General features: G+C 68.6%; 16 protein-coding genes. 3 read left to right on the top strand and 13 right to left on the bottom strand.

From position 1 onward, the window contains the following. Positions 1–59: 59 nt before the first annotated feature. Positions 60–527 (top strand): transposase, encoded by a 468-nt coding sequence (locus tag ACYF6T_RS20545; protein ID WP_461698247.1) that lies wholly within the window; start codon positions 60–62, stop codon positions 525–527. Positions 528–725: 198 nt separating this feature from the next. Here ACYF6T_RS20545 and ACYF6T_RS20540 read toward each other — a convergent pair whose 3' ends face one another. The 9 genes from ACYF6T_RS20540 to ACYF6T_RS20500 all read right to left on the bottom strand — a co-directional run bounded on the left by ACYF6T_RS20540 (position 726) and on the right by ACYF6T_RS20500 (position 10,512). Next, positions 726–1,253: an ATP-binding protein gene (locus tag ACYF6T_RS20540; protein WP_461698246.1), complete on the bottom strand. Its 528-nt coding sequence runs from the start codon at positions 1,251–1,253 to the stop codon at positions 726–728. Between the two features lie 94 nt (positions 1,254–1,347). Continuing rightward, positions 1,348–2,526 (bottom strand): thiolase family protein, encoded by a 1,179-nt coding sequence (locus ACYF6T_RS20535; protein ID WP_461698245.1) that lies wholly within the window; start codon positions 2,524–2,526, stop codon positions 1,348–1,350. A gap of 29 nt (positions 2,527–2,555) precedes the next feature. After that, complete coding sequence (locus ACYF6T_RS20530) at positions 2,556–4,208, bottom strand: long-chain fatty acid--CoA ligase (RefSeq protein ID WP_461698244.1); 1,653 nt, start codon at positions 4,206–4,208, stop codon at positions 2,556–2,558. After that, the gene (fabG, locus tag ACYF6T_RS20525) at positions 4,202–4,960 is read right to left on the bottom strand and encodes a 3-oxoacyl-ACP reductase FabG (protein ID WP_461698243.1); all 759 of its coding nucleotides are present in this window, start codon (positions 4,958–4,960) and stop codon (positions 4,202–4,204) included. Before fabG ends, ACYF6T_RS20530 begins: the two co-directional genes overlap by 7 nt. A gap of 81 nt (positions 4,961–5,041) precedes the next feature. Further along, positions 5,042–5,890 (bottom strand): SMP-30/gluconolactonase/LRE family protein, encoded by an 849-nt coding sequence (locus ACYF6T_RS20520; RefSeq protein WP_461698242.1) that lies wholly within the window; start codon positions 5,888–5,890, stop codon positions 5,042–5,044. Further along, entirely contained in the window at positions 5,887–6,930 is a 1,044-nt protein-coding gene (locus ACYF6T_RS20515; RefSeq protein WP_461698241.1) for an ABC transporter permease, read from the bottom strand. The genes ACYF6T_RS20520 and ACYF6T_RS20515 overlap by 4 nt, the downstream gene beginning before the upstream one ends. Continuing rightward, on the bottom strand, positions 6,927–7,907 hold the full coding sequence (locus ACYF6T_RS20510) for an ABC transporter permease (RefSeq protein WP_461698240.1): 981 nt from the start codon (positions 7,905–7,907) through the stop codon (positions 6,927–6,929). Before ACYF6T_RS20510 ends, ACYF6T_RS20515 begins: the two co-directional genes overlap by 4 nt. Further along, positions 7,904–9,397 carry a sugar ABC transporter ATP-binding protein gene (locus tag ACYF6T_RS20505; protein ID WP_461698239.1) on the bottom strand — a complete coding sequence of 498 codons (1,494 nt, stop codon included), beginning with the start codon at positions 9,395–9,397 and terminating at the stop codon, positions 7,904–7,906. Before ACYF6T_RS20505 ends, ACYF6T_RS20510 begins: the two co-directional genes overlap by 4 nt. Positions 9,398–9,435: 38 nt before the next feature. Then, entirely contained in the window at positions 9,436–10,512 is a 1,077-nt protein-coding gene (locus ACYF6T_RS20500; RefSeq protein ID WP_461698238.1) for a sugar ABC transporter substrate-binding protein, read from the bottom strand. Positions 10,513–10,672: 160 nt separating this feature from the next. Here ACYF6T_RS20500 and ACYF6T_RS20495 point away from each other — a divergent pair, with 160 nt between their 5' ends. Then, positions 10,673–12,463, top strand: a complete 1,791-nt coding sequence (locus tag ACYF6T_RS20495; protein ID WP_461698237.1) for a helix-turn-helix domain-containing protein — start codon at positions 10,673–10,675, stop codon at positions 12,461–12,463. 571 nt (positions 12,464–13,034) lie between these two features. On the opposite strand, the gene ACYF6T_RS20490 is transcribed toward ACYF6T_RS20495, so the two are convergent. The 3 genes from ACYF6T_RS20490 to ACYF6T_RS20480 are packed head-to-tail and all read right to left on the bottom strand — an operon-like array spanning position 13,035 to position 15,842. Beyond that, positions 13,035–13,727: a response regulator gene (locus ACYF6T_RS20490; RefSeq protein ID WP_461698236.1), complete on the bottom strand. Its 693-nt coding sequence runs from the start codon at positions 13,725–13,727 to the stop codon at positions 13,035–13,037. A 3-nt stretch (positions 13,728–13,730) separates the two neighbouring features. Next, positions 13,731–15,002: a sensor histidine kinase gene (locus ACYF6T_RS20485; protein WP_461698270.1), complete on the bottom strand. Its 1,272-nt coding sequence runs from the start codon at positions 15,000–15,002 to the stop codon at positions 13,731–13,733. A 48-nt stretch (positions 15,003–15,050) separates the two neighbouring features. After that, positions 15,051–15,842, bottom strand: coding sequence for a lysostaphin resistance A-like protein (locus ACYF6T_RS20480; RefSeq protein WP_461698235.1), 792 nt, complete (start codon positions 15,840–15,842; stop codon positions 15,051–15,053). A 560-nt stretch (positions 15,843–16,402) separates the two neighbouring features. Here ACYF6T_RS20480 and ACYF6T_RS20475 point away from each other — a divergent pair. Then, on the top strand, positions 16,403–17,605 hold the full coding sequence (locus ACYF6T_RS20475; RefSeq protein WP_461698234.1) for a pentapeptide repeat-containing protein: 1,203 nt from the start codon (positions 16,403–16,405) through the stop codon (positions 17,603–17,605). Positions 17,606–17,845: 240 nt separating this feature from the next. Here the strand turns inward: ACYF6T_RS20475 and ACYF6T_RS20470 are convergent, their stop codons facing one another. Then, positions 17,846–18,505, bottom strand: a complete 660-nt coding sequence (locus ACYF6T_RS20470) for a glyoxalase (RefSeq protein ID WP_461698269.1) — start codon at positions 18,503–18,505, stop codon at positions 17,846–17,848. Positions 18,506–18,519 lie beyond the last annotated feature (14 nt).

Genomic DNA, 18,519 nt, shown 5'->3' with positions numbered 1-18,519 from the left:
ACCGTCAGCGCTGCCTGCGGTCCCGAAGTGGCGTTGCGTGGGCGGTCACACAGACCTCTGTGCGACCGCCGTGGTGGTGGCGAGTGGGAAAGCAGTGCCAGGTGGGAAGCAGGAGCAGGCGCAGCAGGTGGCGCGGAGGAGTTCGAACGGACGCGGTCGCCCTCGTGCACTCCTGCGGGAAGACCGTCACCGAGGTGGCCCGGGAACTCGTGGTCAGCGCAGAGCGACTGCGCGGCTTGGTCAGGCAGGATGCGATCGGCCGCGGGCAGGGGTCGCCGGGAGAACTGACGACGGCGGAACGTGTGTCAGCCTTGCGCAGAGAAAGGGATGAAAGCATCAGAACCGCTGGTGTTCGCTCTGCTTGCCGCGGTCGGCAGCCGCGCAGGCGCCGTGACCGGGTGACCGACCCACTGTTTGTCGGCGCGCAGGCCCATCCTCAAGCTCAGCTGCCGGGTGCTCAGCTAGGGGACGGACTCCAGTCCCGAGGGTCCGGCGTGCGCGTGGCCGGCGCTAGGCGAGCTGGGTGATGTTCACTCACCACCAATTCGGCGATGAAGCCGAGGCCCTGCAGCCGAGATCCGGGTTGCTCCGAAGTCCGGGAACCTCGCGCCGCAGGCATCGCGCCACGTCGGCGATCACTTCGTCCGCCATCGGTCCGCAGTCACCTGCGGCACGCGACACAAGGCCGGCGGCCGTGCCGGGCCCCGCACTTGGGCACTCTGTACTCAGACACCCACCGATGGCAGGAGCAACAGCCTTGGCCTGATCCCTGCGCTCGGGCCGGAAGGAGCTCCTGCAGCGGGCGAGTCCGGCGGTGCGGTCAGCTCGGCCCACCGCACGCTCCGACCGCGGTGGGCACGGCTGCCGCACCGCGTGGAAAGGGCGTTGACGATTTCCAGGCCGCGGCCGTGCTCCTCGGGATCCTTGCGGCCCAAGGACAGGTGGGGACGACAGGCCAGGCCCGAGTCGGTGACCTCGATCCGCACGATGCGGCGCCCATCGGCTTCCGGAACGGACAAGCGGAGGTAGGCGGGCGGCAGTGCGTGGCAGAGAGCGTTCGTGGTGAGTTCGGAAATCACCAGGAGCGCATCATGGACGGTGTCCTGGGGCAGGTCCTCCGCTTCGAGGATCGTGCGCGCGCGGTGGCGCATCGATCGAACGGCCTCGGGCGTGGGCAGCAGCACGAAGACGTGTTCGACGGTGGTGGGAGGGTCAGGCGTCGCGGGCCTTCGCTCCTCGGCCGAAGCATTCATGATGGGCCACCTCCAGGTGTGGTGTGGTGTGCTGGTTTGCGTTGGACGGGAACGGTGTGGAACAAGTCATTCACTGGTCTGGGTCGTTGGCCTGTCACAACCGGCGGAACATGGCGGCAAGGGCTTGCCCGCCGCCGATGCACAGTGTGACGACGCCGAGCTCGAGGTCGCGGCGAACCAGATCCTGCGCAATCCGCAAAGTCAAGATCGCACCGGTGGCGCCGACCGGATGACCGAGCGCGATCGCACCGCCGTGGGGGTTGACCCGTGCCGGATCGAGCTTCGCGTCGCGGATGCAGGCGACAGCTTGCGCTGCGAAGGCCTCGTTGACCTCGAATACGTCGATGTCGGAGGGTGCTGTGCCGGTCTTCTCGAATAGCTTGCGCAGCGCCAGCACAGGCGCGTAGCCCATCAGCTCGGGTTCCAGTGCCGCAGCCGCGACGGCTTCCAGTGCAACCAGGGGGCGGAGGCCACGTGTGATAGCCGCGGTTTCGCGGGCGACGACCAGCGCGGCGGCACCGTCGTTGATGCCTGAAGAATTGCCCGCAGTGACGGTGCCGCCGGCGCGGAAGGCCGGCCGGAGCGCCTGAAGGGTCTCGAGAGACGTTCCGGGACGGGGGTGCTCGTCCTGGTTGACGATCTGTGTCCGGCGACCTGCGATCTCGACCGGAACGATCTCGTCGGCGAAGATGCCGCTCGCCGAGGCGGAGGCGCACCGACGCTGCGACTCGACGGCGAACTCGTCTTGCTCCTGCCGGGACACGTGGTACTTCTCGGCGACGTTCTCGGCGGTGATTCCCATGGGGACGTGGTGAAAAGGGTCGGTCAGCATCATGAGCGTGCCGTCGGTGAGTTCACGGTGGCCCAGCCGGTAGCCGCTGCGAGCGCCGAAGTCGTAGAACGGCATACGGGACATCGACTCATCCCCGCCCGCGAGCGCGATCTCGGCGTCGCCGCAGCGCACCTGCATGGCAGCCGACCACACTGCCTGCAAGCCCGAGCCGCACAGTCGGTTGACTGTGTACGCCGGCACGTGGGTGGGCAGGCCGGCGGCCATGGCGACGCGGCGGGCGTTGAAGGTGTCGGCGCCGACCTGGCCGACGCAGCCCATGACGACCTCGTCGACCTCGGCGGGATCGACACCGCTGCGGCGCAGCGCCTCGCGAGCGGCCGTTGCTCCGAGCTCGTGGGCGGGGACTGAGCTCAGGGTGCCGCCGAAACTTCCGATAGGCGTGCGTGCGCCATTGAGGATGACGATCCGCTCGTCGTGCATGACGCCTCCTTTCCGAGGACGGATCCGATTCATGCGATGCGGGTCGAGGCCCGAAGGGCGGTCTTCGACAGCTTGCCCGTGCCGGTCTTGGGCAGGGTGGACATGAAAATGAACTCGTCGGGCAGCCACCACTTCGCCACCATGGGAGAGATGTGCTGCAGCAGGTCCTCAGCGCTGGTCGCGCTGCCCTCGCACAGGGCGACGTAGGCGACAGGTCTCTCCGTCCAGCGCGGGTCCGGTCGGGCGATCACAGCGACTTCCACGACGTCGGGGTGGGAGGCGATCGCAGTCTCCAGCTCGACCGAGGAGATCCATTCACCTCCGGACTTGATCAGGTCCTTCATCCGGTCCACGATCCGCAGGTAGCCGTCGGCATCGATGGTGGCCAGATCGCCGGTGCGCAACCATCCGTCTTCGGTGAAGCTGTCGTCTGCCTCGACACGGAAGTAGCCACCTGCCACCCAGGGACCGGCGACCTGCAGTTCGCCGACGGAGTGGCCGTCACGGGGCAGCTTCTCGCCGGTCTCGATGTCCAGGAGCCGCATGTTCACCAGCGGGAGCGGCTGGCCCTGGGCGGCACGCACAGCGGTTTGCTCCTTGGCACTGAGCGGCCGGTGCTGGCTGCGAGTGCCGCCGATGGCTCCGACGGGGCTGACCTCGGTCATCCCCCATGAGTGGGTGATGGGCACGCCGACGGCAGTGCGATATGCCTCCGACAGCGAGTCCGGGACCGCGGAGCCGCCGCCCAGCAGGAAGCGCACGGCGCTCAGGTCGTGAGCCGAGAGCTCAGGAGTCAGGCTGGTCCATACGGTGGGCACTGCTGCGGCGATGCTCACCCGTTCGGTCTCCATGAGCTGGAGCAGATGCCCGGGTTCAGCGGACAGTCCCGGCAGCACGAGCGAGGCCCCGGCCATCATCGCGCCGTAGGGCAGACCCCAGGCGTTGGCGTGGAACATCGGCACGATCGGCATGACGACATCGTTCTCGCTCAGGCCGATGAAGCCGGCAGCGAGGGTGCCCAGGCAGTGCAGGACCGTCGAACGGTGGCTGTAGAGCACGCCCTTGGGCGGTCCTGTGGTACCGGAGGTGTAGCACAGGCCTGAGGCAAGGTGCTCGTCTGCGAGCGTGAAGGTCTCCTCGAACGAGCCCGCGAAGGCATCAGCACCGGAGATCAGTTCGTCGTAGTCACAGATGCGCGGATCCGCGGGGATCGCGACGTCGCTGCCGTCCGGGAGCACGACCCAGTGCCGCACCCTTGGCATCCGTGCGACGCTGGGCCAGATCCGTGGCAGGAGCGCCCGGTCGACGAAGATCACGTCGTCCTTGGCATGGTTGACGATGAACTCGATGTGGTCAGCGCTGAGCCGGATGTTGATGGTGTGCAGGACCCGCTTGGTGGCCGGCACCGCGAGATAGAGCTCGAGATGGCGCCGGTTGTTGCTCGCGAAGGTTGCGACCCGGGCGCCGCGGGGCACTTCGAGCTTGTCCAGCACGGTGGCGAGGCGCCGAGCGTGGTCGGTGACATCGGCGTAGGTGAGTTGCTCGGTGCCGGCGCTGACGACGAGCTTGTGGGAGTACAGCAGCTCGGCGCGTTCCAGGATGTGCGCGATGGTCAGCGGACGCGGCTGCATGAGTCCCGTCATGACGTCGCTGGGGCCGAGGTTGTCGTCTGCGCTCAGCATCGGGGACCACCCGCGACATAAAGGGTCTGACCGGTGGTGAAGGATGCCTCGTCCTTGACGAAGAAGGACACTGCTGCGGCGATGTCGTCGACCGTGCCCGTGCGGCCGACCGGGATGTCGCCGGCGAACTCGGCGAGCAGTTCGTCGTACGACTTGCCCATGCGTGCTGCGGTGGCCTCGAGCATGTCGGTGGCGATGAATCCGGGGGCAATCGCGTTGACGGTGATCCCGAAACGCCCGAGCTCAATGGCGAGGGTTTTGGTGAAACCCTGCAGACCGGCCTTGGCCGCCGCGTAATTGGCCTGACCGCGGTTGCCGAGGGCCGAGGTGCTCGACATGGAAACGATCCGTCCCCATCGCTCCTGGACCATCCAGCGCTGTACCGCCCGGCTCATCAGGAAGCTTCCACGCAGGTGGACACTCATCACGCTGTCCCAGTCCGCGGTGGTCATCTTGAACAAGAGGTTGTCGCGAGTGATGCCGGCGTTGTTGATCAGGATCGTGGGTGCACCGAGCCTCTCGGCACACTCCTGGACCGCCGCGTTGACAGCCGCCTCTTCACTGATGTCGGCTCCCAGCCCGATGGCGGAGCCGCCGGCAGCGACGATGGCGTCGACAACCGGTGTGCAGGAGGCGGCATCGAGGTCGACTACGGCTACGCGGTGGCCGTCTCCGGCGAGGCGTCGGGCAACGGCTGCACCGATACCGCGGGCGGCTCCGGTCACGATCGCGACGCGGGACTGGTCAGGCATAGGTATCTCTTTCGGTCAACGGATACTCCCGAGGCACGGCACGGAGTGATAGCCAGCTGGGAGTGATCAGGGATATGAGGGCTACGGTCGGCCGGGGACGTCGACGCGGACGGTCTCGATCCAGCCCTGCCGTTCCTCGGTCTCCGCGGGCTGCCAGCTGTTGGAGGTGAGCAGATAGAGGCTGCGCCCGTCGTGGCCGCCGAGTACACAGTCAGCCGCACAACGGCCTGGCACGTCGACGACGTTGGTGACCTCGCCGCCGGCCACGACGCGGATGAAGCGACCGTTGACGATGCACGACACCCACACACCGCCCTCGACATCGACGCACAGGCCGTCGGGCGTGGAGCCGGCCGGCAGCGGCGCCCACAGACGCTTCCCGCTCAACTCGCCGTCCTCGCCGATGTCGAAGGCAGTCAGACGCGCTGCCCAGGTCTCGGCCACTACGAGAGTCCTGGTGCCGGGCAGGATCACTGAGCCGTTGGGGAAGACCATGTCGGATTCCGCCACGCACGCCTCCCCCGCCGGCGAGATCGCGAAGAGGGGACCGGGCTCCTGCGGCGCGCCGGCGTACAGGTCGTAGCCGAAACCTCCGAGGTAGGCGGTGCCGGACTCGTCCACGACCATGTCGTTGATGGGTGCGTCCGTCATCGCGGACAGATCGGCGTGGACACTCTGACTGCCGTTCAGGTCGTCCTTGAGCACGACTCGGCGCAGCATCGAGCTGATCAGCAGGGATCCGTCAGCCAGCCAGCCGAGGCCGGAGGGCTGGTCGTCGATGCGGGTGACGACTTCCGGTAGCTGGCCGCCGCCCGGATCGACGCGGAAGATCTCTCCGGTGTGCATGTCGGAGAACCAGAGTCGACCGTCATGCCAGCGGCCTCCTTCGGGAAAGCGGAAGCCCGTATAGAGCCGGGTGGGTGTGGTCATGATGCGACCTTTCTCGAGTCGGTCGGCCGGGCGAGGTCCGCTGAGCGGCGTGAGTGCAGCCTGACGGAGGATCGGGTCCAGGCCCGGCGTAGACCCGGCGCTTCGATGGCGACGATGAGGAGCAGCAATGCGGCGTAGAAGAGCTGGGCGAGGTAGCTCTGCAGGCCGGCAGCGGTGACGATCTGGGCGAGCAGGGACACCGTCAGTGCCCCGGCCAGGAGGCCGGCGACACTGCCCCGGCCGCCGGCCAGTGAGACCCCGCCAAGCAGCGCGCCGACAGCGGCCAGGATCAGCGGCTGGGTTCCAGGATCGGGGTTGGCCGCGCCCAGGCTGAAGTTGAGCAGGGCGCCGGAGGCCGCGGCAAGCACACCCGAGGTGGCGAACAGGCCGATGAGCAGGCGGTCGGCGCGTACCCCGGAGACCCGGCTGGCCCGGCGGTCCGATCCGATGGCGCGGATTTCTCGTCCCCAGCGTGAGCAGCCGAGAATCAAGCCGACGACCGCGAAGGCGGCGAGCACGAGCAGGCTTCGGGGCGAGAAAACTACGGCGATCTGCCTGTCGACCCACAGCGTCACCGAGATGTTGTCATAGGTCTTGCTCAGCCCGCCGGAGATCGACTTGGTCAGACCCAGGAGTGCGATGTAGGTCCCCAGGGTGACCGGCATGGAGGAGATGTTGAACCGGGCGACGATGGTGCCTTGGACAGCGCCGATCACGGCGCCGGCCGCGAGGGCGACGGCTATGCCGATGACCCAGTGGACGCCGCCGTACTGCACTGCGAGCATGCCCCCCAGGGCGTAGGTGCCGACGATCGAAAGATCGAACTCTCCGGCGAACATCGTGAGCCCCAGGCCCAGCACCAGTGGGGCGAGGCGTGCGAAGTACTGCAGTGCGTTGAAGGTGTCGAAGGCCAGTGGCGGCCCGCCTGAGTAGAGGGGCAGTGCCAGGTAGGCCAGCAAGGCGATGCCCAGTGTGCTGGTCGGCAGCAGGCGCTGAGGTCGGCTCAGGAAGGACCGGGCGATCCAGGTTCGGGACATCATCGGGCTCCTTGGCGAGACCGGAGGTGGACCACGACCACGATGGCGAGCACGATCAGTCCCTTGACCGCGACCTGTGCCCCGGTGCTGTAGCCGCGCAGAAGCAGGACGTCGGAGAGGGCGGCGATCAGCACGGCTCCGCCCAGTGTGCGGACTGCTGAGCCGCTTCCTCCGGCGATCGGGGTGCCGCCGGCGAGGACAGCGGCGATCGCGTCGAACGTCAGGGTGCCTCCGAGGTTGATGTTTGCGGTGGTGTTGAAAGCGCCGCTGAAGGAGGCCGCGACCGCGAACAGGGCGCCGGCCAGAAGCCAGGCGATGGTGATGGTGCGTCCGACGGCAAGGCCGGCCGCAGTGGCCGCGCGCCGGTTCTCACCCGTGAGGTAGAGCGTCCTGCCGAAGCCTGATCGGCGGAGCAAGAGTTCGAGGAGGATGGTGAAGGCCACGAGTACGTAGACACTCAACGCAATGCCGCCCGGCGTCGCATTGAGGTGGATGTACCCCGCGCCCTGAGGAGCAACCGAGGTGCCTCCGGTGACCCAGGTCGCCACGCCGACCAGAGCGAAGCCGGCGGCGATGCTCAGCACGATGGGGTTGGCCTCACCGTATCCGACTGCCAAGCCTTGCAGCGCGGTGATGGCCGCGCCGGCGGCGAGCGTGGCCAGCAGCGAGGGAACCAGGCCCCACGACTGGGTCGCGAGGAACACCATGGCGCACACCGAGGCCGTCTCGGAGATCGCGAGGGAGACCGACGTCCCGGCGATCACGATGAGGGTCAGCCCGAGAGCGGCGATGCCGACGAGGCTGGCAGAGGTGAGTACCGCACGTAGATTGTCGAGGGTGTAGAAGCGGTGCGTCGCCGCGCCAAGAGCCAGAAGGGCGACGAGAGCAAGGGCGGCGACAGCATCGCTCCAGGCGACCGCGCGCCGGGTGCCTCCCGTGGCTGTGTCCGCGGTGTCCAGGGGTGTCTGCACAGTACTCACCGGGCGCCTCCCACCTCGTGCACGGCGGTGCCGTGGGTCATCTCGAAGAGCAGCGCGTCCCCGGAGGCCACGCCGTCGTGCCGGGCGACGACCTCGCCCTTGTAGAACGTGACGACGACGTCGGCGAGCTCCACAAGCTCGTCGAGCTCGGTGGACGCGAACAAGACCGTCATCCCATCAGCCGCGGCCTGGCGGACGAGCCGGTGGATGGCCGCCCGCCCGCCAACGTCCACGCCGCGGGTGGGTTCGTCCAGGAGTAGCACTTTCACGTCCGGGCGTCCGAGCGCCCGTGCGACGAACACCTTCTGCTGGTTGCCACCGCTGAGGTCGCCGACCGCGACCCCCAGGCGCTCCTGCAGTCCGCAGGACGCCGCAAGCCGGCGCTCGCAGTCTCGCCACGCCCGGCTACGGATCGCGCCGGCTCGGGTGAAGGCCGGAATCCTCGTGGCCATGAGGTTCGTGCCGACGGGGCGTCGCAGGAACAGGCCCTCGGACTTTCGGTCGTTGGAGGCGAACGCGATGCCGCCTTTCGATGCAGCGACGGGATCACCGGCAGTCAACTGCCGTCCGCCGACGCTGACGCGCCCGCGCATCGCCGGCTCAAGACCGGCTATGGCGCGCAGCACCTCGGAAGCACCTGAGCCCACTTGGCCGGCCAGGGCGTAGACAGTCCCGGCACGAGCGTCGAGGGAGAGGCTCTCGAACCGTCCGGGCACAGCGATCGCCTGGAGTTGCAGCGCTACCTCGCCGACGTCCACCGGTCGCTTCGGACCGTTCTCCGGCGTCTCGCCAAGGATGTGCCTGATCAGGCTCTGGACGGTGAGTTTCGCTGTGTCGGCCACGCTCACGACGCGGCCATCGCGCATGACCGTCACCCGGTCGCACAACTGGAGCACCTCGCCGAGCCTGTGGGAGACGAAGAGCACGGAGCAGCCAGCGGCGGCTACGCGGCGTACGGCCGCATAGACCCGCTCACTCTCGACATCGCTGAGCGTCGCGGTCGGCTCGTCGAGGATGACCACGCGGGCACGCTGGCCCATGGCCCTGGCGATTTCGACCAGTTGTCGCTCGCCGAGTCCCAGCGAGCGGAGTGGCTGGTCGGGGTGCACGTGCGCGAGCCCCATCTCGTCGAGCATGTCGCGAGCACGAGCCCGTTCCTGCCGGCGCCGGTACAGCCACCCGGCGCTGCGATCGCCGAGAAAGAGATTCTCGGCCACCGTCAGGGCCGGCACGACGCTGAGCTCCTGATCGACCAGCGCAATGCCCGCCAGCTGAGCGCTGCCCCTGTTGCGCAGCTCGACGACCTCGCCTTCGATGCTGATGGTGCCGGCTTCGGGGCTCTCCTGTCCGGAGAGCATCTTGACGACCGTGCTCTTGCCTGCGCCGTTGTGCCCGCACAAGGCGTGCACCTCACCCGCCCGGAGCACGAGGTCGGCGCCGTGCACGGCCACCGTGTCGCCGTAGGTCTTGCGCAGGCCGGTGAGGCTCACCAGTGGAGGGCCGGCCGGAGAGTCGTAAGGCTGGGCGCTCATGCGTGGCTGCACTGGGCGGTGTACTGGTCGACGTTGGCGGCGGTGATCCGCTCTTCCTTGACGGTCTGCTTCCGCGGAGGGTTCTTGCCGCTGAGGTAGTCCAGGACGTAGGCCGCCGTCTGGTTCGCGATCGTGCCTGGGTCCTCGGTCGCGGTGCCGTAGAGGGTGCCCTGCTTGATCGCATCGATGCCGGCCTTGAAGCAGTTGCTGCTGGTGACGATCAGACCGTGCTTCCCACCGACCCCGCAGCCGGCCTGCTTGGCCGAGGCGATGATCGGCAGTGCCATGTAGTCCGCCATGCCGTAGGCAGCCTGGATCCCGTTGCAGCTGTGCTTCGCCAGCAGCTGGGTCGCGATCTGGCCCGACAGCGTGGGGTCCCAGTTGCCGTCCTGGGTTTCGATCACCTTGTAGCCGGGAGCGGTCGCCATCTCGGCGTTGAAGCCCTGCATACGATCCTGGGTCACCAGCGAGGAAGCGGTGCCGGTGACGACGACCACGTTGCCGGAGTTGCGCCCCTGAGCCTTGAGACCCTCGATGATGTTGTCGGCAGCGGCCTTGCCCAGTGCGACGTTGTCGCTCACGACCTGACGCACATCACCATCGACCTTCGGATCGGGGCGGCCGTCGAAGACCAGCACCGGTACACCGGCCTGCTTCGCCTTGGCGATCGGAACCGCCATCGACTTCGTGTCGAGCAGTGCGGTCACGATGAGGTCGGGCTTGTCCGCGATCGCCTGATTGAAGTTCTGCACCGCGGTACCTGCGTCCATGGTGGTCAGGTCCTTGAGCTTGACGTCGGCGGCCTTGAGTTTCTTCTCGAAGATGCCGTTGAAGTACGCAGCCCACTGGTTGGTGTTGCCGTAGCCGATGAAGTCGACGGTCTTTCCCGAGGCGCTGCCGCTGTTGCCCGTACCCGACGATCCGGCGGCTGTTGACGATGAGCCCGTGCAACCGGCGGCCAGTGCCGCCATGGCAACCAGGGATCCAGCCAGAGCGATCTTGTGAGCCCGCTGACGGCCGGTCTTTCTGAGGGTGGTCTTCCCGCCTGTGGCCAGGCGCGTTTCAAGCTTCATGGGTTTCCTCGCAGGCACCTCGATGTGTCTTCCGTCATGCGTCACATTAGGTACAGTTCCTTCAGTAGAAGAGGTATGAAAAATCCACTCCTATGCGCCACGTGGTGCATGTTTCCAACACCGCTCCATGACGGTGGTGTGACGGGAGGATGTGAAGGAGATGACGTCGACAGCGTCGCCTTCCCCCGCCGACGAGAGCTCGCAGGCCTATCATCACCGGCGCAAGCGCGAGCTGTCGTCGCTCTACGCGACCGCCAGGTCACTGACTGCGCTGGGTGAGCTCGATGATGTGCTTCGGTCGATCGTGCGCCACGCTCACGGACTCATCGGCACGGACTTCACGTACCTGTCCCTGCTCGGTCCTGACAACGCACTGTCGGTCCGCGCCTCGGAAGGCACCATCTCCGCCGACTTCCTGGCCGCCAGCATTCCTCCTGGCACCGGACTCGGAGGACAGGTGATCGAGCGGCGCAAGCCGATCTGGGTCAGCAACTACCTCGTCGCCGACGAGCTCAATCACGTCCACGCCTTCGACAGGCTCGTCGCACGCGAAGGCCTGGTCGCGCTGCTCGGGGTGCCCTTGCTCGTCCGCGGCCAGGCGGTCGGCGCGCTGTTCGCCGCCGACCGCTCGGAGAGATCGTTCAGCTCGGAAGAGATCGCACTCTTCAGCGCATTCGCAGATCACGCCGCGATCGCACTCGACAACGCTCGTCTGTACGACCAAAGCCGCGCCGCCCTGGAGAAGCTGCAGTCGGCCTACCGTGTCATCGAAGAGCACGTTGCCACGATCGAACGCTCGCAAGCCGTTCACGAGGCGCTCACCGATGTCGTCCTCACGGGCGGTGGACCGAAGGACGTCGCCCGCCACCTAGCCGATCAGATGGGTGGGGCGGTGATCTTCCTCGGCCGCGACAACACGCTGTTGGCGAGCGCAGGCGTCGACCAGACGCTCCATGACAGCGACAGTCCGGCGTGGCCCGGCATCATGCAAGCCCTTGAGGGCGCGCGTCGCACGGGACGATGCATGACCCAGAAGGACGCGTCCGTCACGCACAGCGTCGCCGTCGTCCAGGCTGGAGACAGCTACCTCGGAGCTCTTGTTTGGAGTCGGCCTGCCAGCCCGAGTTCGGCTGACTTGCGCATGCTGGAAAGAGCCACACACATCGTCGCGCTCATGATTCTCAAGGAGAACGCGGTCGCTGACGCGGCCGAGCGACTCAGCGGCGAGCTGATGACAGAGCTGCTGGTCAACAGCCCCGCCGTCAGCGCGGCTCAGCGGGCGCGAACACGCGCGCGCGGCATCGATGTCGACGCGCTCAACCTCCTCGTGGTCGCCGACTCCACGACGGTTGCCACTCTTGAGCTGTCACGCCAACTCCACGTGTACGCACACAAACACGCGGGCCTGGCCGGTGAATACCTGGGCCGAGCCACCATGCTCCTGCACGCTGACGACGTCGACAAGGCTGTCGCGGACGGACACCGTGCCATACGCCAGCAGCTCGACCGCGACATCAATCTCATAGGCGAAGAGGTTCAGGACCACGACTGGGCCCGAGCATTCACGACGGCGAGCAGGTGCCTCGACCTGGCACTCGCTCTGGGCAAGACCGACCACGGCGCCACAACAAGTGACTATGCCCTCTACTCGCTCCTCTTCGCCCCTGACCGCATCAACGAACTGGACCGCTTCATCTCAGCCACCATAGGTCCCCTCCTCGCCTACGACGCACAGCGCTCGACTGACCTCGTCACCACGGCCGCGACCTACTTCGCGAACCGTGGAAGCCTGGCTCAGACCGCACGGGCCCTCCGCGTCCATCTCAACACGCTGCTCAAGCGACTGGACCGCATCGACCTCGTACTCGGCAGCGGCTGGCGGGAGTCGGAGGCGCTCGACACCCAACTCGCGCTCCGTATGCACCGACTGCGCATCTCAGTGGGCATCTAGAAGATGTTGTCCTTCCGGAGGTGATCGACGCGTTTCCGCCGCTGGGGGATGGGAGGGTGCGCCGTCAGCCAATCACCGATTGTCCCCAGCCGCATCGGGTTCCCGGACACCGAGCTGCGATTCGTGGCCCGCGTCGCGACCAGCACAGGTGGGCGAACGCGGGCTCGACTCCGTGGGCCATCCGCCTGAGTGCGACAAGAGCGATGGCGTCACACGCCTGCCACATGGCCCGTCTCCGTCAAGGGCGTGACTCTGGGCAGGCGCCTGGATGGTGAAGGCGGCCCGCCTCCTGGACGTGTGACTCTATCGGCCTGTGCCCGAGGCTCTGCCCGATCGGCGGGTCGCGATCGTCACCTACGGCTGCACTGTGCTCACCCCGGACCGGGAGCCCGCGCTGAGTCACGAGCACAAGCAGGTCGGCATGTTCGCGGCCGACGAAGTGCGCGGCCCCGACGCCCACATGGCACCAACTGCGCCCGTACGCCCGCCCTGTGCTCGTGAGCGGGCCGCAGCCGAAGGCAGGAGAGGGTGTCGGCCGAGCAGCCGGCGGACCCACCACGCATCGGCCGGTTCACGGGGTGGCGGAGGCAAGACCCACCCGGTAGGCCAGGACGACCGCCTGGACCCGGTCGCGCAGGGCCAGCTTGGCCAGGATCCGCGAGACGTAGGTCTTGACCGTCTCGGGGGTGATGTACAGCTGCGCCGCTATCTCCGCGTTCGACAAGCCCTCGGCCATCTGCCGCAGCACCTCCAGTTCCCGAGGCGTCAGCGCGCGTACCACGTCCTCCCTGGCCGGCCGGGAGGATTCGGCCGGGCGCAGGTGCTCGGCGTAGTGGCCGATGAGGTGGCGGGTGACGGCGGGCGCCAGCAGGGCCTCGCCCCGGGCGACGGTCCGGATGCCGTTCACCAGCTCCGCCGGCGGCGCGTCCTTGAGGAGGAAGCCGCTGGCTCCGGCGCGCAGCGCGTCGTAGACATGGGCATCGACGTTGAAGGTGGTGACGACCAGCACTTTCGGCGGCTCCTGCGCGCCGGGGCCGGCCAGCTGCCGGGTCGCCTCGATGCCGTCGAGCAGGGGCATCCGGATGTCCATCACGACCACGTCGGGGCGCAGCCGCCGCGCGGCCTCCACCGCCGCGTGCCCGTTCTCGGCCTCGCCGACCACCTCCATGTCCGGCTGGGCGGAGAAGATGGTGACGTAGCCGGTCCGCACCAGTTCCTGGTCGTCGCAGACGAGCACACGGATCGGTGGGGGCGCATCACTCACAGGTCACTCCTGAACGGGCTCGGGTTCGGGCTCGGACGGAATCGTGGCACGCACCTCGAACCCGCCTCCGGGCCGGGGGCCGGCCTGCAGTTCCCCGTCGAGCATCCGCACCCGGGCCCGCAGCCCGGCCAGCCCCCGTCCGCCCTCAAGACCCGGCTGGCGGCGAGCCGGCACGGCCGCCGGTGACGTGACGGGGCCGTCGGTGGTCACCCCGATCTCGACGTGCTTCTCGCCATGCAGCAGAAAGAGCCGCGTCGGCTGCCCCCTCGCGTACTTCATCGCGTTGGTGAGCGCTTCCTGCGCCACGCGGTACGCGGCCAGCTCCACATCCACACTCCGGGGCCGCCGCTCGCCCCGTTCGCTGAACTCGATTGGCTGGCCCGCCTTGCGAGCCTGCTCGACGAGGTCTGCCACCCGGCCGAGGGCGGGCCCGCGGCTGCTGTGCGCGCAGTCGTCAGGAGTGGGGACCCGGCTCGCGGAACCGTCGGTCGTGGACTCGCCCGTCGCCTCCAACACCCCCAGCAGATAGCGCAGTTCCGTCAGGGCCCGCCGGCCGGTGTCGCTGACCGAAGCCATGCCCGTAGCGGCCCGCTCCGGCGCGGAGGTGATCAAGAACTGTGCCGCGTCCGCCTGCACCACCATGGCCGTGACGTGATGGGTCACCACGTCGTGCAACTCCCTGGCGATGCGCGCCCGCTCGGCGGCCGTCGCCACCTCGGCGGCCAGCCGCCGCCGTTGCGTCTCCTCGCCGCGCCGCCGGCGCACACCGCTGCCCACCAGCCATACCGCGGCCAGCACCAGGTAGAACGCGAGATAGTCCGTCACGTGCTGCGGGGAGCCGAACCGGTGCAGCACGACAGCGAGCACCGCGTACCCCGCACTCGCCACGCCCGCCAGCCCTCCCCGGAAGCGCACCTGGTGGGCTCCGGCCGAGTACAGCGCCAGATACAGCCCCACGCTGCCGAACGTCGTCGCGAACCCCAGCGCCTGGTGCACGGCGAACGCGACGGCGACGACGGCCAGACAGCCCGCAGGCAGACGGCGTCGGGCCGCCAGGGGCAGGGTCTGGGCCAGGACCAGTCCGACGCCCAGCACGTTCGCCGGTCGCTCTCGCAGATCGCCGATCTGCGCCCCGATGGCCGACAGGGTCGGTACGAAGGCCAGCAGCGTGAGCACCAGGGCGAGGACACCGTCCTTGGCGAAGGTGTTGCGCTCCTGCCACCGTACGAGCACCCCCCTCAACCACGGCGCCCGCGCCAGGCCCTGACGAAACATCACGTGCCCCTCCCCCTCATCACCCGGTGCCCGGTGAGCTGCCGTCTCTCAGCGCCGGACGAGACGCCGGGACCGCAGACCGCCGCTGCGGCCTGCGAGGACGATCATCCGTACGCTGAGGAGCACCCCGATGAGAACGGGCACCATCGACGCCTCCAGGCCGAAGGTCCCGCCGTTGAGCATCGCGGAACCGTGGGCGTCAACGGTGAACAGGCCCTCGGGCGTGTGTCCGGAGACCGGGATGCCGAGCAGTTGCTCGGCGGTGTTCCAGGCGAAGTGCAGACCGGCGACGAACCAGATGTTACGCCGCCACAAGAACGCGGCGCCCAGCATCACACCGGCCTCCACGGCGATGGCGAGCGCGCTCCAGACGCCGGCTCCCGGGGCACCCAGGTGAGCGACGCCGAAGAACAACCCGGTGATCACGATGGCGGCACGGCTGCCCCACAGCTGTTCCAGAGCCTGCAAGGCAAAGCCGCGGAACATCAGCTCCTCGGTGACCGCGGCGCCGGCCTGCACGATCGCGGCTGACCACAGGACGGAGAAGAAGCCGTTGCCCGCCCAGGAGAACGAGTAGCCGCCGCACACCGTGATCAGCAGCACGGAGACCAGGACGAAACCCAGGCCGAACGCGCCACCGCGCAGCGCCTCCCGACCGGCGCCCTGCCGCGCGATCTCCGGCGTGGAGCGTCGTGCGACCCGGCGCATCACCACGACGTACAGGGCGATGGCGGCGGCCGCGCCCACAACCGGCACCGGCCCCGGCCCGGTCGCGGTCAAGGCCGAGACCAGGCCGACGCCCACCATGCCCGTCAGCATCCAGCCGAGCGGAGCGCGCACGATGCGGCTGAGACGACCGTCTCGGTCGCCTCCCTCATCGTCCGGGTGGGACCCTGCGTCGTGGTGCGCGGCGGACGGCGTGCTCATCATGGCCTCCTACGGCGCCGGCCGCTCCGACGGCGACCGACCTGATGACCACGCTAGGAATCGGCCGACGCCCGCGAATCACCCGCGACGGGACGGTGCGGGTAGCTCTCACGGGGGATGCGCAGCGTCTGCCGGCCTGTTCGGTCGGCCCACCGTCCCCTGGATCACCGCTTGAACGTCACTGGCCTCGTGGTTCCGCCGCAGACGCCATACCGACCAGGACAAGGGCACCCGCGCAACGAGTGACGGTCCTCCCTCGCACGTCCGGCCCAAGTCCGCCGACCCTCGCGGACGCCACGGCCCTACTGGCGCGATCAGCTCGACAGAGCAGCGGCGCGCGGTCGGCGGATGGCGCTGCCTGCGCGCCTGCCCGGGTGCAGGCGACGGGGCGAGTCGGTGAACGAGATCCAAGAAGCAGTACAGGACGGGAAAAACGGCTGCGCTCCGCCCACATGACCGGTACGACAAGACACGTGGCAACCAGGGCGTCCCGGGAAAGCAGACTGCGGCAGCTCCGCCGTGTTGTCGAACGGCGGTCGGCGCGCCGGCACCCGGCGGAACCGGCCGCGCCCGAGCCGGCCGCCCCGCAGCCCGACGGCACCCGGCACGACGGCACCCGGCACGACGACGACACCACCGCACCGCCGCCGACGCCCCAGCCCCCAAACGGCGAACGCGAACGGGACTGGACACGCCGTATCGAGGTGCTGGGCACGGCGATCGGCGGCACCCTGACGGCGCTCGCGGCCATCGCGGCGGTCCTCATCAGCGTGCTGGTCAACCGCAGCGAGACCCAGACGACCAGGGAAGGGCAGATCACCGACCGCTACACGGCCGCCATCGACAACCTGGGCAACTCCTCGTCCGACGTGCGGCTGGGCGGCATCTACGCCCTGCAACGCATCATGAAGGACTCACATCGCGATCAGGCGTCCATCGTGGACGTCCTCTCCGCCTACATCCGCGCCCACTCCCCCCAGACCGGGAAGGACAGCGCGGGCTTCACCGGCCGCCCGGAGGCCGATGTGCAGGCCGCCTTCGAGGTGCTGGCGCGCCGCGACCCGGGTCACGACGGCAGCGCGGAGGTCGATCTGCGCGACACCCGCCTGCCGCACCTCGCCGTGCGCAGCGCGCGGCGCAGCGGCACCATCGAGGAAGACCTCACCCAGGTGGACGTCGCCCACCTACCGGACTCCAACCTGAGCGGGGCCGACCTCACCGACGCCAACCTCCCCGACTCGGACCTCAGCGGCGCCTACCTGGTCGCCGTACACCTCACGGGCGCCACACTGTCGCAGGCGGATCTGCGGGAAAGCTCGCTGGACAACGCCTGGCTCGATCACGCCGTGCTGGACCAGGCCCGGCTTGCGAAGGCGGACCTCGTCGACGCCACCCTGGCCGACGCCGATCTGCACGGCGCGGATCTACACGACGCCGACCTGCGAGGCGTGAACCTCACCGGTGCCGGCCTCCAGGGCGCGGACCTGCGTGGTGCGGATCTACGTACCGCCGCCCACCGGACGGTAAACGGCAAACAGGTGGGCCGGACCTCCACCCACACCACCAAGGTGAGCGCGGCCCAACTCCTGACCGCCACCCTCGACTCCAGGACCATCCTGCCGCCGGCCATCGCCAACGACCCCAGGATCAAGGCCAGAATCGCCGGGCAGGACTGACCGCGGCGGCGGGTCCCTCCACGGTGCGACAACCCGTCCGGCCAGGCGGTGGTGGCAGCGATGACCCCACGGCTACGGCGTGCCCCTTCACCGCCGCCCGATCCCCGGCGGTGAATCCGCTCTGCCACCCGGCGTTCGCACCGGAGTTCCGGGCGGACAACGTCATGCGCTGTAGGGCAGGTTTCCCCCATACCCGGGAGGCGGCAGGCCAGGTGAGGGTGGGAGTGGTGCAGGCGCCGGTCAGGACGGCGTGGGGGCAAGCGGCGCGACGGTGGTCCAGGTGAATCCGTCGGGGTCGGTGAACGGACCGGCGGTGCCGCCCACAACGATGCGGTGCGAGCCGGTGCCGTCGGCGGCGACACCGAGGTCCTTGGCCAGGGCGCGGCGCTTGTACAGAGCCAGCCGGACAGGGCTGGACGGGCCGGCGGCGAACTCAACGTATTTGCCGCCGAAGCTCCTGGCCACACTCAGGCCCCGATCGACGTAGAACTGCTTGCTGGCCTTCACATCCTCGACGCCGAGCAGCAGGACCATCTCGTCGATCTCGCGGGTCGCGGGGCCGGTGTCCTTCTTCGCCGAGGTCGCCACCTTCCAGATCGTGCCGTCCGGAGCCTGGACCACGCCGCCGTACCCCCACAGCGACTTCGCGGCGGGCTTGAGCACCCTGGCGCCGGCCTCCACGGCGGCGCCCAGGAAGGCGTCGACGGTGGCCGGCTGGGACACCGTCAGGGCCAGGGTGAAGCCACGGAACCCGGTGGAAGGCGCCTCGCCAGTCTGCAGGCGTATCCTCCCCTCCACCCCGAAAGCGGTGTAGAAACGGCGAGCGGTCTCAACATCTGCCACCTCAAGGGTGACGGACACGGCGGACGCGGTGGACGCGGTAGATGCGGTGGATGTCATGACCCTCACGCTAA

This window comes from Streptomyces sp. 7R007, assembly GCF_054850255.1.
The sequence above is the reverse complement of the archived record's forward strand: the minus strand, read 5'-3'. Positions and strand labels throughout refer to the sequence as shown.